The sequence below is a fragment of the Nocardia heshunensis genome (genome assembly GCF_054782115.1).
Window position 1 is genome coordinate 46940 of record NZ_BAAGTC010000009.1, and the last position, 24553, is coordinate 71492.

Annotated in this window: 23 protein-coding genes; 17 read left to right on the plus strand and 6 right to left on the minus strand. The window is 68.4% G+C overall.

What is annotated here, in order from left to right; translation table 11 throughout:
- Window positions 1–2: 2 nt before the first annotated feature.
- The 7 genes from ACYVN4_RS28105 to ACYVN4_RS28135 are packed head-to-tail and all read left to right on the plus strand — an operon-like array spanning window position 3 to window position 6892.
- Window positions 3–1055 carry an MlaD family protein gene (locus ACYVN4_RS28105; RefSeq protein WP_460725021.1) on the plus strand — a complete coding sequence of 351 codons (1053 nt, stop codon included), beginning with the start codon at window positions 3–5 and terminating at the stop codon, window positions 1053–1055.
- A complete protein-coding gene (locus ACYVN4_RS28110) occupies window positions 1052–2071 on the plus strand; it encodes an MlaD family protein (RefSeq protein WP_460725022.1) in 1020 nt (339 codons plus the stop codon). Before ACYVN4_RS28105 ends, ACYVN4_RS28110 begins: the two co-directional genes overlap by 4 nt.
- Window positions 2056–3114: an MlaD family protein gene (locus ACYVN4_RS28115; protein WP_460725023.1), complete on the plus strand. Its 1059-nt coding sequence runs from the start codon at window positions 2056–2058 to the stop codon at window positions 3112–3114. The genes ACYVN4_RS28110 and ACYVN4_RS28115 overlap by 16 nt, the downstream gene beginning before the upstream one ends.
- Window positions 3114–4211 carry an MlaD family protein gene (locus ACYVN4_RS28120; RefSeq protein WP_460725024.1) on the plus strand — a complete coding sequence of 366 codons (1098 nt, stop codon included), beginning with the start codon at window positions 3114–3116 and terminating at the stop codon, window positions 4209–4211. The genes ACYVN4_RS28115 and ACYVN4_RS28120 overlap by 1 nt, the downstream gene beginning before the upstream one ends.
- The gene (locus ACYVN4_RS28125; protein ID WP_460725025.1) at window positions 4208–5293 is read left to right on the plus strand and encodes an MlaD family protein; all 1086 of its coding nucleotides are present in this window, start codon (window positions 4208–4210) and stop codon (window positions 5291–5293) included. Before ACYVN4_RS28120 ends, ACYVN4_RS28125 begins: the two co-directional genes overlap by 4 nt.
- 8 nt (window positions 5294–5301) lie before the next feature.
- Window positions 5302–6255: an MlaD family protein gene (locus ACYVN4_RS28130; RefSeq protein WP_460725026.1), complete on the plus strand. Its 954-nt coding sequence runs from the start codon at window positions 5302–5304 to the stop codon at window positions 6253–6255.
- A gap of 13 nt (window positions 6256–6268) precedes the next feature.
- Complete coding sequence (locus tag ACYVN4_RS28135) at window positions 6269–6892, plus strand: hypothetical protein (RefSeq protein ID WP_460725027.1); 624 nt, start codon at window positions 6269–6271, stop codon at window positions 6890–6892.
- Between the two features lie 12 nt (window positions 6893–6904).
- Here the strand turns inward: ACYVN4_RS28135 and ACYVN4_RS28140 are convergent, their stop codons facing one another.
- From ACYVN4_RS28140 to ACYVN4_RS28150, 3 genes are all read right to left on the minus strand, one after another.
- On the minus strand, window positions 6905–7318 hold the full coding sequence (locus tag ACYVN4_RS28140) for a hypothetical protein (protein WP_460725028.1): 414 nt from the start codon (window positions 7316–7318) through the stop codon (window positions 6905–6907).
- Between the two features lie 77 nt (window positions 7319–7395).
- A complete protein-coding gene (locus ACYVN4_RS28145) occupies window positions 7396–7728 on the minus strand; it encodes a hypothetical protein (protein ID WP_460725029.1) in 333 nt (110 codons plus the stop codon).
- Between the two features lie 114 nt (window positions 7729–7842).
- Window positions 7843–8682 (minus strand): transglutaminase-like domain-containing protein, encoded by an 840-nt coding sequence (locus tag ACYVN4_RS28150; RefSeq protein ID WP_460725030.1) that lies wholly within the window; start codon window positions 8680–8682, stop codon window positions 7843–7845.
- A gap of 250 nt (window positions 8683–8932) precedes the next feature.
- Between ACYVN4_RS28150 and ACYVN4_RS28155 the strand changes: the two genes are divergently transcribed.
- A complete protein-coding gene (locus tag ACYVN4_RS28155; protein ID WP_460725031.1) occupies window positions 8933–9721 on the plus strand; it encodes a DeoR/GlpR family DNA-binding transcription regulator in 789 nt (262 codons plus the stop codon).
- Between the two features lie 19 nt (window positions 9722–9740).
- Here ACYVN4_RS28155 and ACYVN4_RS28160 read toward each other — a convergent pair whose 3' ends face one another.
- Window positions 9741–10568, minus strand: a complete 828-nt coding sequence (locus ACYVN4_RS28160) for a class II fructose-bisphosphate aldolase (protein WP_460725032.1) — start codon at window positions 10566–10568, stop codon at window positions 9741–9743.
- 247 nt (window positions 10569–10815) lie between these two features.
- On the opposite strand from ACYVN4_RS28160, the gene ACYVN4_RS28165 reads away from it, so the two are divergent.
- From ACYVN4_RS28165 to ACYVN4_RS28195, 7 genes are all read left to right on the plus strand, one after another.
- The gene (locus tag ACYVN4_RS28165; RefSeq protein ID WP_460725033.1) at window positions 10816–12417 is read left to right on the plus strand and encodes a CocE/NonD family hydrolase; all 1602 of its coding nucleotides are present in this window, start codon (window positions 10816–10818) and stop codon (window positions 12415–12417) included.
- Window positions 12414–13979, plus strand: coding sequence for a family 20 glycosylhydrolase (locus tag ACYVN4_RS28170; RefSeq protein WP_460725034.1), 1566 nt, complete (start codon window positions 12414–12416; stop codon window positions 13977–13979). Before ACYVN4_RS28165 ends, ACYVN4_RS28170 begins: the two co-directional genes overlap by 4 nt.
- Before the next feature lie 29 nt (window positions 13980–14008).
- Complete coding sequence (locus ACYVN4_RS28175; protein WP_460725035.1) at window positions 14009–14821, plus strand: esterase/lipase family protein; 813 nt, start codon at window positions 14009–14011, stop codon at window positions 14819–14821.
- 171 nt (window positions 14822–14992) lie between these two features.
- Window positions 14993–15544, plus strand: a complete 552-nt coding sequence (locus ACYVN4_RS28180; RefSeq protein WP_460725036.1) for a hypothetical protein — start codon at window positions 14993–14995, stop codon at window positions 15542–15544.
- Window positions 15545–15772: 228 nt separating this feature from the next.
- Window positions 15773–16171: a copper resistance CopC family protein gene (locus tag ACYVN4_RS28185; RefSeq protein WP_460725038.1), complete on the plus strand. Its 399-nt coding sequence runs from the start codon at window positions 15773–15775 to the stop codon at window positions 16169–16171.
- A 28-nt stretch (window positions 16172–16199) separates the two neighbouring features.
- Window positions 16200–16892 carry a hypothetical protein gene (locus ACYVN4_RS28190; protein WP_460725039.1) on the plus strand — a complete coding sequence of 231 codons (693 nt, stop codon included), beginning with the start codon at window positions 16200–16202 and terminating at the stop codon, window positions 16890–16892.
- A gap of 79 nt (window positions 16893–16971) precedes the next feature.
- On the plus strand, window positions 16972–17607 hold the full coding sequence (locus ACYVN4_RS28195) for a YcnI family copper-binding membrane protein (protein WP_460725040.1): 636 nt from the start codon (window positions 16972–16974) through the stop codon (window positions 17605–17607).
- 76 nt (window positions 17608–17683) lie between these two features.
- On the opposite strand, the gene ACYVN4_RS28200 is transcribed toward ACYVN4_RS28195, so the two are convergent.
- Complete coding sequence (locus ACYVN4_RS28200) at window positions 17684–18544, minus strand: helix-turn-helix transcriptional regulator (RefSeq protein ID WP_460725041.1); 861 nt, start codon at window positions 18542–18544, stop codon at window positions 17684–17686.
- Between the two features lie 137 nt (window positions 18545–18681).
- On the opposite strand from ACYVN4_RS28200, the gene ACYVN4_RS28205 reads away from it, so the two are divergent.
- A complete protein-coding gene (locus tag ACYVN4_RS28205; protein ID WP_460725042.1) occupies window positions 18682–19524 on the plus strand; it encodes an SDR family NAD(P)-dependent oxidoreductase in 843 nt (280 codons plus the stop codon).
- Between the two features lie 5 nt (window positions 19525–19529).
- Here the strand turns inward: ACYVN4_RS28205 and ACYVN4_RS28210 are convergent, their stop codons facing one another.
- Window positions 19530–21050: an FAD-dependent oxidoreductase gene (locus ACYVN4_RS28210; RefSeq protein ID WP_460725043.1), complete on the minus strand. Its 1521-nt coding sequence runs from the start codon at window positions 21048–21050 to the stop codon at window positions 19530–19532.
- Window positions 21051–21182: 132 nt separating this feature from the next.
- Between ACYVN4_RS28210 and ACYVN4_RS28215 the strand changes: the two genes are divergently transcribed.
- Complete coding sequence (locus ACYVN4_RS28215; protein WP_460725044.1) at window positions 21183–24413, plus strand: BTAD domain-containing putative transcriptional regulator; 3231 nt, start codon at window positions 21183–21185, stop codon at window positions 24411–24413.
- Window positions 24414–24553: the final 140 nt, after the last annotated feature.

Consider the following 24553-nt stretch of genomic DNA (forward strand, 5'->3'; position numbering starts at 1 on the left):
CGATGCCGTCTTATGGAATGCCCGGTGTCACCACGTCCGCACGCCATTCTCGGATAGCGGGATTGATCGCGGCGCTGCTTGCGGTCGTGCTGGTCGTCGCGTGGCAGGCATCCGGCAGCCTGCGCACCCCGGATGACATGCGAATTCAGCTGCGCACCAATGGGATCGGGGACGGCGTGATCCCGGGGGCCGAGGTGCGGCTGAACGGGGTACGGGTCGGCCGGATCGACGAGATCGCCGGTCAGCCCAATGGCCAGCAGCTGGTCACGCTGTCGCTGCGAGCGTCCGAATTATTCGGTCTCACCGACAGTTTCGATGTGGACTACTCGCCGTCGAACCTGTTCGGGATCAGTGAGGTGACCCTGAAGCGGCGTGGCGGCGGAAACGCGCTGCGCGGCGGCGAATTGATCGACCTCACCACCGCGGGCCGGGTGCACGACGTGACCATGGGCAGTCTGCTGCGACAGCTGGCGGCCACCACCACCGATGTCCTGACCCCGGAAATGACCAAGCTGCTCACCCAGGCGGGTTCGAATATCGCGGCGTTCACACCGCTGATCCAGACACTGGTCACGGTGAGTCGTTCGGTCGCCGACACCCAGCGGTACCCGTCGTCGTTCCTGATCGGACAGATCGCATCGTTCCTCAACGGGACGGGTCTGTTCGCCGAGAACACCGTGAAATTGATCAACGAGATCTACCACATGGACGCGTTGCGGGATCCGCGGTTCGATATCGGTGTCGGGCTGGTGGTCGACCAGTTGCTGCCGCAGATCGCGAACCTGGGCTGGACGGCCAAGGACGGACTCAACGGCTGGACCGACAGCCTGGCGGTGGTGGTGAACCAGCTGGCGAAAATGGTGCCCACGCCCGCGCAGTCGAGCGCCGATCTCACCGAACTGCTGACCCGCCTGGGCAATTCCTTCCAGGACACACCCGACGGTCCCCAACTGGGTATCGACGTCGTACTGCGCGGTGTGCCCGCGGTGGCGGTACCGCTGCTGGGCGGACGACCGCTGCCCGCGGCACCGGCGAATGCGGAGGGACCGCGATGAGACGGCAGAAGGCGTCGCTACTCGGAATCGCCGTGCGCTTCGGCATTTTCGCGACGGTCATGGTCGTGCTGCTGGTGGGCATCGTGGCCGCGATCCAGCGGCCGGTCGCGGGCGGCGCGCGTTCGTTCGACGCGCTGTTCACCGATGTCAGCGGTCTGCGCACGGGCTCGGATGTGCGCATGTACGGCGTGGCCGTCGGCAAGGTGTCCGACATCGACCTGGACGGCGGCAATGCCCGGGTCCGCTTCAGTGTGCAGAACGATCGGCCGGTGTACGAGGCCAGCCGGTTGGCCATCCGGTACCAGAATCTGACGGGACAGCGCTACATCGACATTCAGCAGCCCGACCGGGCGGGTGCTCCTGCCCGATCGGGAACCACCATCGGGCTCGAGCACACCAGCGGCTCCTTCGATATCACAACGCTTTTCAACGGCATGGAGCCGGTGCTGAAGGAATTTTCCCCGGAGGCGGTGAACCAGCTGGCCGTCAACGCGCGCGCGGTGCTCGAGGGCGACGGCAGCCGGGTCGGGGCGACCCTGAACGCCGTCGGCGTGCTGTCCGCGTACGCGACCGACCGGCAGGCGGTGATCTCGGCGCTGCTGCACAACTTCGATCAGATCGCGCAGCAGATCGGCGGGAAGTCGCCGGAGGCGGGCCTGCTCATCGACGGCATCTCGACCGTGTTCGTGAATCTGCAGAAGCAGTTCGACGGCCTGATGGACGCCGTCGATGTCGCGCCGCCGGTGCTGGGTGCACTCAATAATCTGCTGGCCGCGCTGGGTTTCACCCATCCCGGCAATCCGGATCTGGACGCGGACCTGCGGTCGCTGTTCCCGGATCCGCAGACGCTGTTGGACACGATCGGCAAGCTTCCCGCCTTCATCCAATCGCTGACGGCGGCCGTCCCGGTGCGAGCGGGCGTCAATTTCACCTGCTCGCACGGCCAGGCCCAGCTGCCGGCCGTGGCGGACATTCTGATCTCGGGGCAAAGGATCGCCGTATGCAACAACGGTTGAGGCGCGCGATCGGCGGGTTCACGGATTTCGTCCTCGGTAACGACCGGCACGAGGCGACCGCGCTGCGGCGGCAGCTGCTGCTCGGCCTCGGCGGGATGGCCGTCACCGTCGTGCTGGCGATCGCCAGCGCCGTCGTGTTCTTCCTGCCGATCGGAAAGACCACCTACACAGCGGATCTCACCGAGGCGGGCAGTATTCGGGTGGGTGACGAGGTCCGCATCGCGGGGATCACGGTGGGCTCGGTGACCGGCCTGACGCTGCTGGACGATGCGGTGCGCATGACCTTCACCGTCGAGCAGCAGATCTTCGTCGGTGACCAGACCACCCTGGACATTCGCATGCTCACCGCCATCGGCGGTCACTATGTCGCGGTCCACACGGTGGGGAGTAATCCGTTGGGCGAGAAGAAAATTCCACCCGACCATGTCACGCTGCCCTACAGTCTCGCCAAGGCGATGCAGGATTCCGCCCGGCCGCTGGCGACCATCGACGGCACCACGCTGCGCGCCAACCTCGACGCCCTGACCGGCGCACTGGAGAAGAGCCCCGGCGCGATCGGCCAGATGACCGATGCCATGGCCTCTTTCGTGGATGTGGTGAACCGGCAGAACAGCGAGGTCAACAAGGCACTCGACGTCGCCGACGAGTACGTCCGGCTACTGGGCGAGTACAAGACGGCGATCGGCGCCATGCTGACCAAGATCGGCATCATGGAAACCACGGTGCTCAACAGGCGCGCCGAGGTATTGGACGCGCTGCGGGTCGTGGTCGAGCTCGTCTCGCGCATTGCCGCCATCGAACCGGCGTACCGCACGCATCTGGAACCGTTGCTGGACAAGCTCGTCGAAACCAAGCCGTCCCTGGACAAGCTCGGGGAGCGCCTCGGCGACGTCATCGGTTCGCTGCAGCAGCTGGGGGCCAAATTGCAGGGGATGACCGGCCCGCAGGGTGGGATCGCGATCGACCAGTCGGGCCGAACCCTGTCGGCTCCAGCGCTTTCCGCGACCTCGTTCTGCCTTCCGATGCCGGGGAGGGATTGCTGATGCTGCACCGACTCGTCGCCTCCCGCGCCTTCGTCTCGATCATGGCGGGTGTCCTCGCGGTGATCGTGGCCGCGGCCGCCGCGGTGTATTTCCTCCAGCCGATGCGAAAGGCGATCGGGTATTGCGCGATCATGCCCGACGCCATCGGCCTCTACCAGGGCAATGACGTGAAAATGCGCGGCATGAAGGTCGGGACCGTCACCGCGTTGCGACCCGAGGGCACCGGGATCCGCGTGGATTTCGCGGTCGACGCCACACATCCGTTGCGTGGGAAGGCCAGTGCCACGACCGTGTCGGACAGTATTGTCGCCGACCGCACACTGGCGATCTTCGGCACCGCAGGGGCGGACTGGAACCCGGGGACCTGCGTCACCGAAACGGTGACGCCCAAGAGCCTCACCCAGGTCTTCACCGCCATGTCCAAGGTCGCCGACGAGCTCCAGGGCGGAGGTGATCCGGCCGAGCAGAACCGCGTCAAGGACGCGATTTCGTTGTTCGACAAGGCGACCGCGGGCAGCGGACCGAAGCTGAACGACATCGTCATGCAGTTGGGCGCGGCCCTGCACAGCCCCGACGCGGCCGTCGACCACATCGGATCGCTGATCGACAAGCTCAACGGACTGGTCGCCAGTGTCGCGAACAACTGGGGTGATCTGCGCCAGATGCTCGACGGCTTCGCGCCCATCCTCGAGACCGTCAACTTCGTGTGGGACGAGGTGGTCGAGCTGGTGAATTCGATCGTGACCATCCTGCCGTGGCTCAACGACTTCACCACCAAATACGGTGACCCGATCCTGCGACTGCTGGACTCCTCGGTGCCGCTGCTGCATCTGCTCGGCGCGAATGTCGGCAGCCTGCAACAGCTCGTCGGCATGATCCCCGCGGTCGCCTCGATGTTCCGCAACGTCACCGATCCGCAAACCGGTGCGGTCGCGGTGAGCTACGCCCCGCCGCGGGTGGCGCTTGCGCCGGAGCAGGCCCAGCAGGTGTGCGGGGTACTGAACGCGGTGCTGCCGGGCCGCTGTGCGGACGCGACGGACGGCATGACCTCCGTGGACCTGGTGCCACTGGTGCTCGGATCGTTAGGTGTGCGATGAGAGTCCCTTCGAAGACAGTGCGCGGCAGCGGATTACGACGCGCGGTCGCCGCGCTGGCCGTCGCGCAGGCGGCGCTGCTGGGCGTGGCCGGATGTGCGGTGGACCCCGCCCGCTTCACCCTGCCGGGTGCGGGCGTCTCGGGGCCGACGTATCGGATCGACATCCAGTTCAGCAGTGCGCTCAACCTGCCGTCGGGGGCGAAGGTGGTGGTCAACGGTGCGCGGATCGGGCAGCTGAACAAGGTCGTCGTCGCCGATCCCACCGCCTCCGGGCCGGGATCGGCGACCGCGCAGGTCGATATCCAGCAGGCGATCTCACTGCCCACCGCGACCCGCGCCCAACTGCGGCAGGACACCGTCCTGGGTGACATCTACATCGCGCTGGACACCAATGTGCCCGCCGGGTCCGGCACACTGCGGGCCGGCGCCACCATTCCGGTCGGGCAGACGGTGCCGGCGTTGCAGATCGAGGACGTCATCTCGGGTCTGGCCACCTTCGTCTCCGGCGGCGCATTGCGGTCGGCGCAGGACATCGTCGACAAGCTGAATTCCGCACTGCCGCAGGATCCGGCCGACACCGCGCGGGTTGCCTCGGTGCTGAAAGACGATGTCATCGACGTCTCCCAGCACCTGGACCAGTCCGATGCGTTCATTGCCGGGCTGCAGTCGAACCTGGCCGCGATCCAGAACAATCGGGAAGCCCTCGATGTCCTGCTCACGCCGCAGGGCGGCAAGGACATCACCGCGCTGGCGCAGACGATGATCCATGCCATCGGCATCATCGGCGCGATCGGCGGCATCGCCCACGCCCTGGTGTGGGTCACCCCGCTGCTCCAGGCCGGCGACGCGGCCGCCGAGGCGTTCGTGCCGCTGCTGTTCAACCAGGCCCGCCCGCTGAACCTGAGCGCCCCGTCCAACCTGAACATGCTCACGGATCTGTTGCGCGACAAGCTGATTCCTTTCTTCGAGCAAGGGCCGAAGATCGGTGTCACCGGTCTGTCGGTCGAGGGCGAGCCGGTCTCGACCGATCAACAGGTGGCCACCATGATCGCGACCCTGCGAATGATCGGAATGGTGCGATGAGGGCCCGCATGAGTTCGGTGCTCTCGCTGAGCGCCATCGCGGCGATCTTCGTAGTCGGTACTGCGTATCTCACCTTCGGCATCGCGCGGGTGGGCTGGTTCCAGCAGTACACCACCGCCTCCCTGGAGATGAGTGATGCCTTCAACCTGGTGCCGCGCTCGCCGATCCTGTTGTCCGGCTTACGGGTCGGTGAGGTCACCGAGGTACAGAATTCGGCCGGTGGGGTGCACGTGAATTTCCGGGTGCGCAGCGAATACCGGATCCCGGTGGACAGCATCGTCACCATCGAATATCTCTCTGCGCTGGGGGAGCCGTATCTCGAATTCCAGCCGCAGCGGGCGGGCGCACCGTATCTGAAGAACGGTGCGCACGTGGACTCCACGTCGATCCGGCAGCCGGTGTCCATCCCGGAGATGGCCGGTACGGTCACCCGGCTGCTCGAGCAGTTCGACCCGCAGTCGCTGGGTTCGCTGGTGACCACCTTCTCGCAGTCCATGTCGGGCACCGAGGCGGTCATGCCGGATCTGATCCGGGCGTCGAACCTGCTGGCCGCCACTCTGCTCAGCCGGGCGCCTCAGCTCGACACCCTGTTGCAGAACATGCAGGTGCCCGGACCCGATGTCGCCAAGGCCGGCGCGGATATGGCTGCGGCGGGACCCAAGTGGGGCGAATTCGGGGTGAAGGTACAGGAATTGGTGAAATCGCTGGAGGTCGTGATGAACGCCCGCCCGGTGCCGGACGCCTACACCACCGGCGACGGCATCCTGGTGGTGCTGCCGAAGATCACCGACTACCTCCGCACCATCGGCCCTGATCTCGGCGCGGCCTATCCGGTCGTTGCGCCCTTGCTCACCCAGGCCGTCAATTCGCTGCCCGGCATCGACCTTTCGGCACTGATCGCACAGGCACTGCAGTCGGTGAAACCGGATGGTGGCATCCGGCTGCAGATCCAAGTCAAATAGCTCGGGAGAACCAATGACCACCCTCGCCAAGACCGAAACCACCGACGACGACACCGTCGCCACCGCTGAAACCGTCACCGCGGCAAAGGAGTCCCCGCGGCCGGGCAAACAGACCGTGAGTCTGTCGCTGCCGGTGTCCACGCTCATCGCCTCGGCCCTGGGCGTGGTGCTGGTGCTCGTCGCCGGTGTACTGGGATTCCTACTGTGGCAGTCGCATTCGGATCTCGCCGATACGCGGGCGGCGGCCGCCGACGACAAGCACGCCGAACAGGTCGCGACCGATTACGCCGTCGGTGCGGCCACCATCAACTACAAGGACTTCAACACCTGGCTGGCGAAACTGAAGTCCGACACCGTGCCGAAGCTGTCGAGCACCTTCGACGCCACCGCGCCGAAACTGCAGGAACTCATGGTTCCGCTGCAGTGGACGTCCACAGCTACCCCGATCGCCGCCAAGGTCGACACGGCCACCGGCGGCGTCTACAAGGTGAACGTCTTCCTCAACGTCAACTCGACCAACACCCAGAACCCGCAGGGCGCGCAGACCACCGTCACCTACAGCATCACCGTCGACAAGAACGCGGACTGGAAGATCACCGACGTCGGTGGCACCAATGCGGCCCTGCCGCTGAAATAGCTTGCGGCCCGGTCAGACTCCCGAGGAGACGGCCGTCTCGGGCGTGCTCGGCGCGGCATCCGGGGTCTCGGCGGTGGCCCCACGGCCCCCGGCCACGCGGCTGCCGAGGAAGGCCACGTAGGCGGCCAGCCCGATCACGCCGAGCACCCGGGTGCGGCGAATCGTGATGGCCAGGCCGAGCAGCAGTTCGGAGGCCCCGTTGCGGTAGGTCCAGTTGCGCGTCGAGCGCGGGAAGGCCACGGCCGTCAGGCGATCGAAGGCTGCCGGGGCGGTGAAGTGGGCCGCGCCGGTGCCCGCCAGGCCCAGACCGAACAGTCGCGCCGCGGTGCTGTCGGGCGTGCGCGCATTGATCACCACGGGGTTCTTGGGTGTCTTGCCCTCGACCAGGGCCTGAGCCGCCTGCCGCTTGCGCTTCCTGCTACCCATCGTCGCTCCTCCTGGCTGCCGGATACTTTGTCTGGGACAGTCTGTCATATCCTGTCCCGTCCTTCATTTCCGGCCGATCAAGGCAGGGGAGCGGAGCGGAGGGCGAGGGGGCCGGAGCGGCCCGGGGCGGACATGAGCCAGTCGCCGGTGATGTCGAGCATGGCGCTGTTGGCGGAGCGGATGTCGAGTTCCACGGCCGCGATCAGGTCGCGGGCCTTCGATCTGGCCGAATGTTGCTGGGGTAGGGGCACTTCGGTGTCCTCGAGGATGCCGCGGAGCAGGTCGAGGCGTTGCAGGGCGTCGGCCAGGGTGCGGACCAGGTCGTCGCCGAGGGTGAGGAAGGCGTTCACGCCGCGGTCGTCGTCGGTCAAATCGGTGGTGGCAGTGGAGCTGTGGTGGAAAGGCGTCACGTCGGACGCTCCCGTCCGACCGCGTGCGGTCTGGATGCTCGGCGATGGAGCCGCCCGGTCGGCGGCGCCGGAGCAATCACCGTGGCTCTCACGCTACACCCGTCGACGGGTCCGTCAGCCGATTGTGCTGGGCGTATGGAAATCGTCGAGGGGCAGTGGGCCGTCGATGAAGGCGGTCACATAGGGCCCCTGCAGGGTGATGTCGCCGCCGTGCTTGGTGAGAAAGGCGATGTCGGAGGCATCGCGACCGGTGGCGATGCGCAGCATGGCGGAGCGTGGGGCGAGGCGGGTGGGGTCGAACGTTTGCCAGGCGCCGTCGACGTAGACCTCCGCGACGGAATGGAAGTCCATCGGGACGCAGCCGGGGGCGTAGACGGCGGCTACCCGGGCGGGGACGCCGACGGCTCGCAGGAGAGCGACGACCAGATGGGTGAAGTCGCGGCACACCCCGGCACCCGCCAGCATGGTCTCCACCGCCCCGTCGATGGGGAGGCTACTGCCCGCGAGGTAGGTGATGCGACGGCCGACCCAGTCGACGACTCGGGCGGGCATGCCGGGATCGCCTATTCCACAACCGAATTCGGTGGCGGCGAAGCCGAGCAACTTGTCGGATTCGGCGAATCGGCTGGGCCGCAGGTACATCGAGCGGTCGTAGGCGGAGACCGGTTCGGCGATCGCGGACCCCAGCGCGGTGGCGCGGTAGCTCGCCCGCAGCGCACCGGCGGGTGAGTGCACCACATGAATGCGGGTGCGGTGGGCCCCGAGTAGCTCCTCGGCCTGCAGCACCCGGCCGTCCAGCAGGAATTCCAGGGATTCGATCAGCTCGATGCCCGGCTGGTAGGCGACCGCGATCTGGAATTCGAGCACGGTGTCGGCATGGACGGTGATGTCGAGCGTCGCGGACACGTCGCGCCGTACGGGCTGGATCCGATCCATCGCCCAGTCGGTGGTCATCGGAACTCCGTCATCACCTCCAGTCTAGTCCGCGACCACCGAATCACGGTGTGTCTCAGCCGTCCTGACCTGCCGCGATGAAATAACGGTCGGCACCCGGCGGGCTCGGCGTGCGGCCCACGCGACGGGGAGGCCACCGGATGGCGGTGAAATCGCCCGGCGGCTCTACTGTTGAGATCGTGCCCGTTGCCCTCTCCTTCACCCTGACCGGCCGCTGCCCGGTTGCCGGAACAACCGCGGCGGCCCCGAGATGACCGCCTCGATCGACCGGTCGCAGCGCTGGAACCGGTTGCTGGAGTTGCTGGCCGAGACCGGGCGGCTGTCGGTGGAGGAGGCCGCCGAGCAGCTCGGGGTCTCCCTGGCGACCGTCCGGCGGGACTTCACCGCGCTCGCCGAACAGCAGTTGGCGACCCGCACCCACGGCGGCATCGTGGCCAGCGCCGTCGCCTACGACCTGCCGGTCCGTTACCGGCACGGCGACGAGGCCAAGCAGCGCATCGCGGATTACACGGCCGCACTGGTGAAACCGGGCTGCGTGGTCGGTATCAATGGCGGGACGACCACCACGGCCATGGCCCGGGCGCTGGCCGGACGCTCCGACCTGACCGGCTCCGGGGACGACCAGCTGACCATCGTCACCAATGCCCTGAACATCGCGGCGGAGCTGGTGTTGCGTCCGCACCTGCGCACCATCTGCCTGGGCGGCACGGCGCGGCGCGAATCCTACGAGCTGTACGGCCCGCTGGCCGAGCGGTCGCTGGCCGAATTGCGCTTCGACACACTGATTCTGGGCGTCAACGCGGTCACGGCCGAGGGCGGCGCGCAATGCCGCCACCTCGGGGAGGCCGGGGTCAGCTCCGAGATGGTGCGCCGCTCCCAGGAGGTCATCGTGGTGGCCGCCGCGGACAAGGTGGGCCGGGCGGCGCTGGCCAAAATCTGCGATATCGGCCAGGTTTCCCGGCTCGTCACCGATGTCGATGCCGACGCCGAGGCGGTCGCCGCCATCCGTGCCGCGGGAGTGCGGGTCGATCTGGTGTGACGCCCGGGCGCAACCGGATTCACCCGGCGAGCACGCGGAGGGAGTGCGCGACATCGCGTTCGATGCCGGTTCGGCCGGGGCCCAGGTACTTCCGGGGATCGGACACGGTGGGGGAGTCGCCGAGGGCGGTGCGGACCGCGGCGGTGAGCGCGATGTTCAGGCGGGTGCCGATATTGATCTTCGTCATGCCGTGCCGGACCGCCGAGCGCAGGCCGTCGTCCGGGACACCTGAGGAGCCGTGCAGAACCAATGGCACGGACAGGGTTTCGGCCAGCGTGGCGATCAGCGCGTCGTCGAGGGTCGCGTCGCGGGAGTGCATGGCGTGCACGGAGCCGACCGCGACGGCCAGGGCATCCACGCCGGTGGCGGCCACGAACGCGGCGGCTTCGGCTGGATCGGTCCGTGCACCGGGGGCGTGCGCACCGTCCTTGCCGCCCACCTCACCCAGCTCGGCCTCGACGAAGACCCCGCGCGCCCGGCACCATTGCGCGATTTCGGCTGTGGCGGCGACATTTTCGGCGTAGTCGAGCGTCGAACCGTCGTACATGACCGAGGCGATGCCGGTATCGACGGCCACCCGGATCAGTTCCGGGTCGGTGGCGTGGTCGAGGTGCACGGCGAGGTCGGCGCTGCTGTCGGCGGCGATCCGCAGGCAGGCCAGGGCCAGCGGCCGCAGGGTGCGGTGGTACTTCACCGTGTTCTCGGAGATCTGCAGAATCGCCGGGCGGCCTTCGGATTCCGCGGCCGCGGCGATGGCTTCCGCGTGCTCGAGGGTGACGACATTGAAGGCGCCGAGCCCACCCGGGCGGGCCAGCTCGATCAACTTCGGGACAGAGATGAGGGGCATGGAACTCTCGCGACAAGATGATTGGTAATGATCGGTACAAGCGTAGATGAATCACAAATGAGCAGATAGACTTCGGGCCTATCGCTCTCATCTCAGTCGGTCACCGTTGCCCGGCCCGAGCCGTAGGACCGCTCATGGATCAATTACCTGCTCCCGACCTACTCGGCACCCTCCTCGGCTATCTGCTGCTGGCGCCGACCTCGCTCCTACACAACCTCGGATTGCTCCTCGGGGTGATTCGGTAACCATGTCGACCATCCTGCGCACCCGGCTGCTGTGTTCCGCCGCCGCGATCGTCCTCGCCGCCTCCGGCATTGCCCTCGTGCATGTCCCCGCCGGGGCCGTCCCGATCCCGGGCGGCCAGATCACCACCATGTTCATTCCGGGAGCGGGTGTTTCGCTCAACGCGGTCATCACCGCGCCGCCGGATATTGCCACCCACAAGAACCCGCTCGTCATCCAGCCGTCGGGCTGGGGTGTGCCCGCCATGGGCAGCATCGGGTCGGCGTACAAGATGTCCAGCGGCGAGAATTTCGTGTCCATCGAGTACACGGCGCGCGGCATGTACCTCTCCGGCGGTGACGTCGACATGTTCGGCCCCAACGATGCCGCCGACACCTCGGCCGTGATCGACTGGGCCATCGCCAATCTCAATGTCGACCCGGACCGCATCGCGGTCGCCGGCGGCTCCTACGGTGCGGGGCTGGCGCTGATCGCGGCGGCACACGATCCGCGGGTCAGGGCGGTCATCGCCGACTCGCCGCCCGGGGATCTGGCGGATGCGCTGGCCCCCAACGGAACTCCGAAGACCGGTGGGCCCGTCGCGTTGGCGACCGCGGGCGTCGCCACCAACCGATTCAGCCCGGATCTGGTGATCCGGGGCATGGACGCCATCCTGCACAACAACGGGTACGCCTTCGCGGGACTGCCCGCCCAGCATCTGCTGGCCGACTCCATCCCGAGGCTGAATGCCAATGGCACCGCGGTCTTCCTGGTCCACGACTGGCAGGATTCGCTGCTGCCCTCGGGGCCGGTGGTGAACTCCTTCGACGAGCTCACCGGACCCAAGATGCTGTACCTGCAGGCGGGAGACCACTCCACCGGCGGCGGCGCGGGCCAGATCGTGGGGCTGCCCAACCCGGCGTGGGATGCGGGTGAGCGGTTCCTGGACCACTATCTCAACGGCGCGGACAACGGCATCGAGCGCGAGGCCACGGTGAACTTCTCGCCCGCCAATGGTGGGCTGGGCAATCCCTATTTGGGATTCCCGTCGGTGGCCGCGGCCGAGAGCGCAGTGCAGACCTTCCCGCTGTCGGCGCCCGCCGCCGGGGTGATGGGCGGGGATCCGGCCGAATCCTGGAGTCAGCCATTGATTTCCGGGGCCACCACGTCGGTCGCGGCGGTGCCGTATGTCACCGGGGTGGCGGCGCAACTCGGCATCGCGCCGCCGATTTCGCTCGACAGCGTGGACCGCAATGCCGCCGGTGTGTGGCGCACCGCGCCGTTCGCGAACGGTGGGGTGGTGTCCGGACCCGCGCGCGTGAATCTGACGGTGGTTCCGTCGAGCCCGGATCTCACCCTGATCGGAGTGCTCTACGACGAGGGGCCCGACGGCGTGGGCAAGGAGATCACCTACTGGCCGATCACCCAGCACGGCCTCGCGCCGGGCGCACCCACCCAGGTCGCCTGGGATCTCGCGCCCACCTATTGGAATCTGGCACCGGGACACCGGCTTACGCTGACCGTCACCACCCAGGACCCGATCCCGTTCACCAGTTCGACCCCCGTGGGTAGTGTCGTGACCTTCGCATCGCCTTCGACCGTGGACATTCCGGTGAACGCGTCGTGATCCGACGGGCGCGCGCCGCCGGGTTCGCCGCGCTGTTCGCGGCGTTCCTGCTCGCGCCGATGGTGCTGCCGGCGCCGAGGGCGTGGTCGGAATCGTCTCCGCCGCTGCCGGTTTCGGTGCCGAGCGTGCATCGGTGGCAGCCCGGTGACGGTCGATTCGAGCTGCCCGGCACGGTTCGCGTCGTGGCCGCGCCGGGGGCCGAAGCGATCGCCGGACGGTTCGCCGAGGATCTCACCCGCGCGGGGCGGGCCGCCGCGCTGGCGCCTGGCCCGGCGCGGGCAGGTGAGGTGGTGATTCGCATCGACGCCTCCGGGCCGGAGCAGGCCGAGTCCTACCGCCTCGACATCGACGATGCGGTGACCGCGACCGCGCGCACCGACGAAGGCGCCATCCACGCGACACAGACTTTGCTGCAATGGTTTTCCCAGACCACAGTGCTGCCGCACGGCACCGTCACCGACCGGCCCGACTATGCCGAGCGGGGGCTGCTGCTCGACGTGGGCCGGGAGTACATGAGCGTCGGCTTCCTCGAGCAGCGCATCCGGGAGCTGGCCTACTACCGGATGGACGTGCTGCACCTGCATCTTTCGGATGTGGGCGGCTTCCGGCTGGAGAGCGACTCTCATCCGGAGATCACCTCGCCGCAGCACTACAGCAAGGCCGAGATCGCCGAAATCGTCTCCTACGCCGCTGATTACGGGGTCGAGGTGATTCCGGAGGTCGGCTTCCCCGGCCATATGAACGCCATCCTCGCCGCGCATCCCGACCTGGTGCTGAACCCGGCTACCACCGGTCCGGTCGACGCCGTCACCGACAGCCTGCTCGCGGGTAGTGCGGGCGGCAAGATCGATCTGTCGAAACCGCAGGCGCGCAGCCTGATCGAGGATCTGCTACGGGAATTCGTGCCGCTGTTCCCCGGTCGCTACTTCCACCTCGGCGGCGACGAGTACGTCAAGGATTTCAGCCGCTATCCGCAGCTGACCGACTGGGCACACGACAGCCTCGGCGCCGACTACGGGCCGCAGGATGCGTTGGCCGCCTTCGTGAATCACGCGGCCGGAATCGTCGCCTCCTACGGCAAGACCGCCCGGGTGTGGAACGACGGAGTCCCGTCCGGCAGCAGGATTGCCATCGATCCCTCGATCGTCGTCGGCCATTGGACCGGTGGCAACGGCATCCTGCCGTGGGTCGGGGACGACAATGGCCCTCAGCAGCTGGTGGACGCGGGCCATCGCATCACCAATGACGCCTTCACGCCCACCTATTGGGCCAGCGGCGGTTATGCGGCCCCGCTGAACGCGCCGCCGGAGCTGCTCTACGCCTGGGACCCGGGCCTTTTCGTCAATGGTTCCCGCTTGCGGCCCGACCAGCGCGATCGGCTGCTCGGCTCGGCGCTGAGCGTCTGGTGCGACGACCCGACCGCCATGACCGAGGATCAGATGGTCGGTCCCATCCGGGCTCGCCTGCCGATCATGGCGCAGCAGTTGTGGTCCGGCACCGGCGACGTAGGCTTCGGCGCATTCACCGACCGGGTGCGAACCGTGGGGCTGCCCCTCCGGTGATCATCGCAACCATTCGAACGGAGCGGCCGATGCGCCGAATGCTGTCCACGGCGATCGTGACGACCGCGGTATCCATGACCGCCCTCGCCGTCCCCGCGACCGCACAGCCGATCGAGGACGTGCCGGGCTGCCATCCCACGGCCGAGCACCACTACCCGGTGGTGCTGCTGCACGGCACCGACGACGATGCGACGGCCTGGGATCTGCTCGCGCCCAGGCTGATCGACGCGGGCTACTGCGTCTACGCCCCCAGCTACGGCGCCTTCGACTCGCCGGTGCCGTTCGGCGACGGCATCGCGCCCGTCGCGCAATCCGCCGACGAGGTGACCGCCTACCTCGAGCGCGTCCGCACCGCCACCGGCGCGACGGCGGTCGACCTGGTCGGCCACTCCCAGGGCGGCACCATCGCCGAGTACTACGCCAAGAATCTGCACCACGCCGACCGCGTTCACGCCGAAATCCTGCTGACCCCGGTCACTTACGGCACCACCTTCTCCGGCGCGGTCCAACTGGCGAACCAGATTCCGCCCCTGCGTGCCGCCGCCGACAACGCCCTCCTCCCGGTCATCTGCCCCGCCTGCGCCGACCTCGAAACCGGCTCCCCCCTCATGACCGCCCTCGACGACGGGCCCATCGCCCAGCCCGGTGTCGCCTACGCGGTCCTGGCCACCCGCGACGACATCATCAACACCCCGGCCGGTCCCGCCTCCTTCATCGAAGAACCCGGCGTCACCAACCAATTCATCCAGGACCTCGTGCCGGGCACGGTCTCTCATCAACGCATGCCGCAGTACCCCGCCGTCGGCGACTGGATCCTCGACCGTCTGGCCGCCACCGACTGATCAATCGGTGGGAGGTGTCCCCGGCCAATAATTTCCATTCGGAAATTATTGGCGGACAGTGTGATTCGTAACCGAAAATTGGGGCCGGGATTTCCGGGTGGACGGGCGGAGCGGATATAGTCGGCGCGAATCCCGCCCGTATTCGGTTCGCTGCTGTGAAGGTTGTCGTCAATGGTGTCACGTGCTTACGCCGGTGACCCGTCGCGCGATCGTGTCAGAGGCAGTCTCGCCGGAATTCTGTGCGGGGTATTGGCTATCGCCGCACACGGATTCGAAGGGGAGTTACCGCATTCCTCCGCATTGGCGCTGCTGCTGTTGATCAGCGGGGCCGTGGGGGCCGCGGTGGGCTCGTCCGCCGGGCGCGGCCGATTCCGATTGTTCGCGGCGCTGGGCACGGGGCAATTGCTCGTGCACAGCGCGCTCACCGTGGCCACCGGCCCGGCCCATCCCCATATGGCACCCGAAGGCGTCGGTGCCACGGGCGAAGCAATGCTCGCGGCCCATATCGGGGCCACCATCCTGTGCGTGCTGCTGATCACCGCCGTGGAGCGGCTCTACGCAGCGGTTTCCCGCGTGCTGTGGACGCTGCTGAGCCGGTTCGATCCGCTGCCCGCCGACCACGATCGGGCGGTGCGTGCCGCCCGCGTCATCGACCGTCGGCCGCGCGCCGACCTGCTCGGCGCCATCACCCTGCGGGGTCCACCCGCTCTCCTCGCCTCCTGAACACGCGCTGATCCCACCGGGATTCGCGTGTTGCCCGAGGCTGCTCTGTACCCGCCCCCGGCCATTACTGCCGCGGCGGAAGACATTCGGTAATGAATTGCGGCGAACTGTCGCCGTCGATTGCGCAGCGTAAACGGTCCCATGCCCGACCGTTCCTTTGTGCTGCGCACAATACGAATTCATGCTGCCCGGAAATCGGAATTCGATGCCGGGTGGAAAGGAACTCTCTTGTCGAGCAATAAATTCAGATCGATATTCACCCTGCTGGCCGCCGCATTCGTGGGCGCGCTCGTGCTGAGCACCGGTGTGGCGGACGCGCATTCGCACGTCACCCATTCCGAGCCGGGCGACGGTGACGTCCTGCAGGCCGAACCGCCGCAGGTGAGCATCACTTTCAACGAGAAGGTCGACGACCCGCAGCTGACCGTCACCGGACCCGACGGCAACGTCTGGTCGCAGGGTGACGTCCAGGTCGACGGCCGCTCGCTCAGCATCGCGCTGGCGCCGCAGGGCCCGGCTGGGGTCTACACCACCAAGTTCCTGATCACCTCCAAGGACGGCCACGTCGTCGAGGGGCAGCGCAGCTTCACCGTCGCCCTGCCCGCCGACGCGGCCCCTGCTCAGTAATAACGACTTCCCCCTAAGGACACACCTGATGAAGACCATGAAGTTCGCCGCCGTCGCCACCCTCGCGATCGCCTCCCTGACCGTCGCCGCCGGAACCGCGGGCGCGGATGTCCCCGCCGAGAAGCCGGGCTCGACCGTGAGCACCGACATCGCCCCCGGCATCCACTACACCGCCAATGTGGTCGACCACTCCGTCGTGCTGCGCACCGACGCGGGCCGGATCAATGTGCGCGGCACCCAGTTCGAGATCCTCGACGGCGCCGGCAACCTGGCCTTCGGCATGCCGCTGACCTACAACCTCGACAAGCAGCAGTGGCCGATCGCCGCCCAGGTCGACGCCGACGGCCACACCGTGACGCTGACCCCGAGCACCAACCCGGCCGACGCCGTCGCGGTCGATCAGCCGCTGAAGCCGGTCTTCTCACAGGACGATTTCAATGACGCGATGAGCGTGGCGGGCACCCAGATCGGCCTGGCCACCGCCATCGGCGGCATGGTCGGCGCGGCCATCGGCCTGGCCGGTGGCTGCATCGCGGGCGCGGTCGTCGGCACCGAGCTGATGCCGCCGGTGTTCATTATCGGCGCGCCCGGCGGCTGCATCGCCGGTGCGGGCGTGGGCGCGGGCCTCGGCACCGCCATCGGCACGCTGGCACTGGGCATTCCGGTGACCGTCGTGAGCGTCATCCAGATGTACAACACCCTCAACGCAGCCAAGAATTGATGCGTACCCGGGGTGCCCCGTCTCGGCGGGGCGCCCCGGGATCGATCATGAATCCGGCACCGTCCGAACGGATTTCGTCATGTCTCGATCCTTCGCCACCCGCGCGGCCGTCATCGCCGCCGTCGGCGTCACCACTCTCTTCGCGGGCGCGGGTATCGCCTCCGCCCACGTCACCGTCTCCGCTCCCGGCGCGACCCGCTCCGGCGACGCGGTCCTGACCTTCCGCGTCCCCAACGAATCCGGCACGAACAGCGCGAGCACCGCCCTGACCGTGCAGTTCCCCGCCCTGCTCGAGGTCGACACCCAGGCCGTGCCCGGCTGGAAGTCGACCGTCACCAAGGACGCCGCCGGCATGGTGACCGCCGTGACCTGGACCGCCGACCCCGGCGCGGGAATCGCCCCGGGCCAGTTCGGCCAATTCCAGGTCCTCGTCGACGATCTCCCCGACCAGGACAAGCTCACCCTCCCCACAACCCAGACCTACGCCGACGGCGAAGTCGTGAAATGGGATCAGCCCGACAACCCCGACGGCACCGAGCCCGAACGCCCGGTCCCGACACTCACCTTGGCGGCCAAGGGATCCGAGGCTGGCACCACCGCTCCGGCGGCAGCCTCATCCTCCGACACCACCGCCCGCTGGCTGGGCGGTGTCGGCATCGGTCTCGGCGCTGTCGCCCTGGGCGGCGCGGGTCTACTGGCTCGTCGACGCGCCTGACGGCGGTGCGGACGAGGTTCAGACGACGCCGAGCCAACCCCCTCCCGATCCTCCTGCGCGCCATATACATCGGCTATCAATCCCGGGCGGCCGGGAAGCTGTCGGTGCCGAGGACTGTCAGCAGCGCCAATTTCTCGTGGTCGGCGGTGCCGGGTGTCGCGGTGAAGATGAGCAGGGATTGGGACTGGTCGGGGTCCTGGAGGGTTTGGCAGAACAGGTCGATGCGTCCGACCTGCGGATGCACGAAGCGTTTGGCCTGATTCCAGCGGAGACCGACCTCCTGCCGATCCCACAGCGCCGCGAACTCCGCGCTCTCGTGCACCAGGCTCGACACCAGATGGGCGGCGTCGGAACGGGATCCGTCCCGGGCGGCCGCCGCGCGCAGCAGCGCGACATTCACGCGGCTGTTGAGCTCGTGGTCGTCGGGCAGGTACCGATCGCGCGCCGCGGGGTCGGTGAACCAGCGATAGGGAGCGCTGCGGGCAGGGCCGATGTAGTGGGTCTGCTCCCCGAGAAGTGCCACGGCGGGCGGAGTTTGGCGCAGGGTTTCGCCGAGCGGTCCCATGATCTGTGCCGGGGTGTCCTGCAACCGATCCAGGACCCGCATCAGCCCCGGACCCACGTGCTCGCCGCGCAGCTGCCGTCGTGGGGCGCGGTGCCCGCACAGCCGGAACAGGTAATCGCGTTCGTCGGACGTGAGGCGCAGACCTCGGGCGAGAGCGGCGGCCATCTGTGGCGACGGCTGCGGCCCGCTGCCGCGTTCCAGCCGGGCGAAGTAGTCGGCCGACATGTCGCAGAGTTCGGCCACCTCCTCGCGGCGGAGCCCTCGGGTGCGGCGGCGGGTGCCGCGTCGCAGTCCCACGTCCTCCGGCTGCAAGGCCGCCCGCCGGGCCCGCAGGAAGGTCCCCAGCGCGGCGCGATCCACGGTTTGCTCCACGAATTCATCGTCGCAGTCGTGCGCCGGCGCAGCCACTGACTGCGAATCAGTGGTTGCGCTCGTCCTTCCTCCGCGCGAGCGGGCGCTGTGCACTGGTGACTGTGAAAACACCATGGACAGCGGCAGATCTGCCGAATATGACCGGTAGGACAGTGCTCATCACCGGGGCCGGCAGCGGCATCGGATCGATCGCGGCCCGCGAGCTCGGTCGCGTCGGCGCGCGGGTCGTGCTGGGGGTGCGCAGCATGGAGAAGGGCAACCGGGCGGTCGCCGGGCTGCCCGGCGAATTCGAGGTGCGGCGTCTGGACGTTGCGGACCTGGATTCCGTGCGTCGGTTCGCACAGGAATGGACCGGGGGCCTGGACGTGCTGGTGAACAATGCCGGGGTCATGGACATCCCGGCGGCGCGGACCGCGGATGGATTCGACCTCCAGACCGCGACGAACTACACCGGTCACTTCGTCCTGACCAACCTGCTGCTGCCACACCTGACCGGGCGCGTGGTCAGCGTGACCAGTCAGCTGCACCGCCAGTCGAAGCTCGATGTGAACGATTTCGACTGGCGGACACGGGAATATCGCCCGATGGACGCCTACCGCGATGCCAAGCTCGCCCTGGTGTTGTTCTCCTTGGAATTGCAGCGGCGGTTGAGCGCGGCGGGCAGCCCCGTGCAGTCGGTGCTCGCCCACCCCGGCATCGCAACGACCGCGCTGGCCGCGCACACCTCGGCCAACGCCGTCAACCGTTTCCGATTCCTGCTCAACGATCCGGAACACGGAGCCCTGCCGATCCTCTACGCCGCCACCCAGGACGTGCCCGGCAACGCCTATGTCGGCCCCGACGGCCTCGGCAGCATCAAGGGCCATCCCATCGTGCGCAAGCCGAGCAAGGCGGGCCTGGACGAGACGACGGCCGCCGCACTGTGGCAGGCGACCGCCGCACTGACCGGAATCGGCAGCGGCGCAACGCTTCCCCGATGAGGTGGTCAGCTTCGCGGACTGCCGAACCAGCGGTTCGCCGCCTGCTCGAAGGTGGCGGGGTTGGGCTCACCGTCGGTTGCCCAGGCGACCACGCCGTCTGGTCGGATCAGGACTGCTCGTAGGCCGAGATCGTTTCTTGCGGTGGCGGATACGTAGCGGATGCGGCCGGGTCGGTGCATCCACGTGTCGTGGAGGGCGCGGGTGTCGCCGAAATCGAGTGCGACACCGTGGCCTTCGTGCATCAGGTCGGCGAGGCGGGTGCCGTCGGTGAGGCGGAAGTCCGGGGCAGTGCGGCCTACCAGTGGGTGGGTGTCGCCTAGGTCGTAGTGGATCCAGGCGCCCGTGGTCCGCTCGTAGACATAGGTTGTGCCGTCGCCGGTTTCGAGCAGGTCGCGCATGACGCGTCGGATTGCTCGGGCGTACGGGTCCGGTCGCATGGTCGCCACCTGTGCTCGTGACCAGTCGAGCACGTCCGCGCCGACGGGATGACGTTCACCGGTGTAGGTGTCGAGCAGTCCGTTCGGGGTGTGGCCGTGCACGACGGCCGCCAGTTTCCAGCCCAGGTTCAGGGCGTCGCCGATGCCCGCGTTGAGGCCCTGTCCGCCGAGCGGGGAGTGAATGTGGGCGGCGTCGCCCGCGAGCAGGACGCGGCCGCGTCGGTAGGTGGTCGCCTGCATGGCCCGATCGGTGAAGCTCGATGCGAGGTGCACCTCGCGCACGGTCACATGCGTTCCGGAAACGCGCCGCAGCACCGCCTGGAGATGGTCGAGTGTCGGCGGCTGCGAGCGGTCGTACGCGCCCCCGTCGAAGTCCATCATGCCGATGTGGCCGGGGGTGGGCATGCGGAGATACATGCCCGTCGAGGTCAAGTTGTATCCGGGGCGGAGCTGTTCGGGATCGGCGAGGGTGACGTGCATGGCATAGCCGGTGAGTTGTGGTTCGCTGCCGACGAATTCGAATCCCGCCAGGCCGCGCACCACGGAGCGGCCACCGTCGCAGCCGACGATCCACCGTGCGGGGTAGGCGCGGTCATCGGCGTAGGCGATGGCCCCCCGCTCGTCCTGTGTGACGGCCGAGACCGCGACTCCGCGCCGGATCTCGACACCGAGTTCGCCCGCGCGCCCCGACAGTAGCGACTCGATCGTTTCGAGGCTGGTCATCATGAATTCCGGTGCCGGAGTGGGCAATCGGAACGGCAGGGCGGCGAGGTCGATATCGGCCGGATCGGCCATCATGCCACCGAACTGGCCCCCGAAGCGCGGCCGTGACGGCTCGTCCGAGTCGGATGTCGCGGCCGGATCGTCGGGCACGCCGGAGGCTTTCAAGAGCGGGTGCAGCAGGCCGCGCCGATGGAACGCCTCGAGCGACGTCGCCGTCAGGCCCCGCAGGCCGAGCGGTTCCGCCCGCCACGGGGAACCCGGCTCCGGCTCGCGCTCGAGCACCAGGACCGAGCAGCCCGCGAGGCCCAGCTCGCAGGCGAGGAACAGGCCGACCGGGCCCGCACCCACGATCACTACGTCATGCATGAGATTTCCTTTCCGAATCCCGAGATCTCCTCGGGCACCGAAAGAGTGCGACGGGCCGCTCACACGGGGCGCGCACGGCGCTCACACGGAATCCGTGCGGTGGCGTCGACGCCGATGGGGAATAGTCGTGGGGTGGGCGAAGATCGAGGGACGACCGGGGTAGCGCGGCTTCGCCTGACGCTGCTCGGCACCGTCGAGGTGGCCCGTGGCGACGCCGTGGTTCCGGTTCCGGGCGCCCGGTTGCGGGGCTTGCTGGTGCGGCTGGCGCTGGTCGGCGGCCGGACCGTCGAGCCGGATGCTCTGGTGGAGGCGATCTGGGGTGAGGACCTCCCCGCCGATCCCGCGCACGCCCTGCAAACCTTGGTCTCGCGACTGCGTCGGGCGCTTGGCGCGGCCGACAGCGTCGAGCAGGTCGGAGGCGGCTACCGGCTCGCGGTGGAAGCCGACGTGGACGCGTTGCGCTTCGAGCGGTTGGCAGTCCTCGGCGGTGACAGGCTCCGCGCGAGCGACCCGCGTTCCGCCGCAGCCGCACTCGACGAGGCTCTCACCCTGTGGGCCGGTCGACCGGGCGACGAGCCCGCGGCGGTGGTGGCGGTCGCACCCGCCGTCGGGACCCGGCTGGCCCGGCTCTCGGTCGAGGCCGTCGCCGACCTGGCCGCCGCCGAACTGGCCCTCGGTCGCGCCGAGGCAGCCGCGGCCCGCCTGTCCGAGATGCTCACCGACCACCCGGTTCACGAACGCGCGGCGGCACTGCTGATGGATGCCCTGGCCGGACAGGGCCGACAAGCCGAAGCGCTCACGCTTTACGAGCGGGTCCGGGAGACCCTGGCCGACGAGCTCGGCATCGATCCGGGCACCGCATTGCGGGAGCGGCACCTGCGCCTGCTGCGGACGCAACAGTCCACTCCCGCAAGCGAACCCGAGCCGGGCAACCTGCCCACTCCGCTGACCAGCTTCCTCGGCCGCGCCGACGATCTCGACCGCATCCGCGCGCTGTTCACCGCCGGTCGGCTGGTCACCGTGTTCGGTCCCGGTGGTGCGGGCAAGACCCGCCTCGCGGTCGAGGCCGCACGCCGCTGCCGCGACGAGTACCGCGATGGCTGCTGGATGGTCGATCTCGCCTCCGTCACCCTGGCGACCGAAGTCGGCGCGGCGGTGCTGACGGCGGTCGGGCCGCGCGGACCGGCGCTGTTCGAGGCCCCGGAAAGACTGCACGGCAACCACATCCGTGAACTGGACCTGCTCGTGGATCGGCTCGACGGCCGGGAGATCCTGCTGCTCGTCGACAACTGTGAGCAGGTGATCGATGCCGTGGCGAGTCTGCTCTCGCCGCTGCTGACCCGCTGTCCCGAGTTGCGCGTGCTGGCCACCAGCCGGGAGCCGCTGGCGATCGACGGTGAGGGATTGGTGCCGCTCGGCCCGCTCACCCTGCCGGAACCGAATGCCGATGTGGCGCAGGCCCGTCGGACGGCGTCGGTGCGGCTGTTCACCGAGCGTGCGGCCGCCGTGCGCCCCGGATTCGAGGTCGGCGAGCACAATCTCGATGCGGTCCTGCGCATTGTCCGCAGCCTGGACGGGATGCCGCTCGCGCTCGAACTCGGGGCGGTCCGGCTGCGCACGCTGTCGCTGGCCGCCGTCGACGCCGGGCTCTCCGACCGCTTCCGCCTGCTCGCCTCCGGCAGCCGAACCGCGGTCGAGCGGCACCGCACGCTCCGGGCCGCCATCGCCTGGAGCTGGGATCTGCTCGACGCCGATGCCCGCACGCTCGCCGAGCGAATCTCGGTGCTGCCCGGCGGTATTACGCCCGGTTCGGCCGTGGCGGTCTGTGCCGGAACCGCGGTGTCGAGCGCTGAGATCCCGGAGTTGCTCGCTGGACTGGTCGACCGCTCGCTGCTGCAACTCGCACCGGACGGCCGCTACCGCATGCTGGAGACGATTCGCGAGTACGGCCTGCAGAGCCTGAACGGTCGGGCCACCGCCGTGCGAGAGCTGTCCGCCCGCTACTTTGCCGCGCTCGTCGCTCGCTACGACCCCGCGCTCCGCGGCCCCGAGCAACTCGGTGCGCTGCGGGTATTGCGCGCCGAGTACGACAATGTGCTCGCCGCCCTGCGTCAGCTCTGCGACAGCGGCGATGCCGACCGCGCGATCGGGCTCGCGGTGAACCTGTCCTGGTTCTGGCAGATGCTCGGCAGGCACAACGACGCGGCCTACTGGCTGCGCGAAGCAGTCCCGGGCTCGGCGACCGGCCCGCGCGCGAAGCACGATCTCGTCCTGGGGCTGCGTCTCAATATTATTGCTACCCAGCATGTTTCGGTGACCGAGTCGGTTGACGAGCTCCCGGCGCTCGCCGATCGAATACTGCACGCCCCCACCCTGCCGGGCTTCGGCGGCTCGCTGCTCGCCCTCCGGCTGGCCGCGATGGAGCCGACCCGCACGGCATCGGAGACCATGCAGCGGCTCATCGATGGTCCGGACGTGTGGCTGTCCGGGCTGGCCCGCATGTTCCGGGCGCACATCGCCGAGAACGAAGGCCGCCTCGATCAGGTTCGCGCCGACGTGACCGCGGCCCTGGAATGCTTCGCCCGCACCGGCGATCGCTGGGGCCGCGCTCAGGCCCTCCCACTGCGCGCGCTGTTGCGGCAATACGACGGCGATCTCGGCGGGGCGCTCGGCGACTTGTCCGAATCCGTCCTGCTCGCCCGCGCATTCGGTACCCTCGACCTCGCCGACGAGATCTTCATCGACCTGCGTCGGATCGACCTGCACCTGCGGCTGGGGGAGACCACTCCGGCGGCCGAGTCCATCGCCGCTGCCCGTGGGCGCGCACCGCATTCGATGCCGACCGATGCCGCAATCCTGCTCGACACCTGGGAAGCCCTGCTACAGCGGCAAATCGGTGATCCGGGTCGTGCCCGCGAATTGATCGAATCGGCCGAAGCCGCTGTCTCCAAGCGCCTTTCGGGCAGCAGCAAGCACGTGCCCGCACTGGTCGCGGCGGCCCGGGCCGCGCTCTGCCTCGAGTCGAACGATGGGCCTGGGGCGGAGCGAGCGTTGGACCGGGCCTACTCGGCGGCGGTCGACAGCAGGGATATGCCGATAGTGGCGACGGTCGCGCTGACCGTCGCCGATCTCGCGAGATTCCATGGCCGATACCGGGATTCGGCCGTCCTGCTCGGCGCCGCTGCCCGCCTCCGCGGCGCACACGACCCGACCGACCTTCAGGTCCATGAGCTGAGTGGCCGTGGTAGCGCCGAACTCGGCGCCGAGCAATTCGCCGAAGCCTACGAGTCCGGGTGGCAACTGGATGTTCCGACCGCCCTGAACCGCGTCGCCCCGGCCCGGCTGCGCGGTCCTGAGCTCTGATTCGGTGTCGGCACCGCCGACTTCCGGGGGCTCAGTCCGGTCGTCGGCGGTGCCTACTCGTCAGAGCGTAGAGAACATCCGGTTCGAGGTGAAACTCTACTTTTCGAGGGATTCACAACTCCGAGTTGTGAATCGGGCGG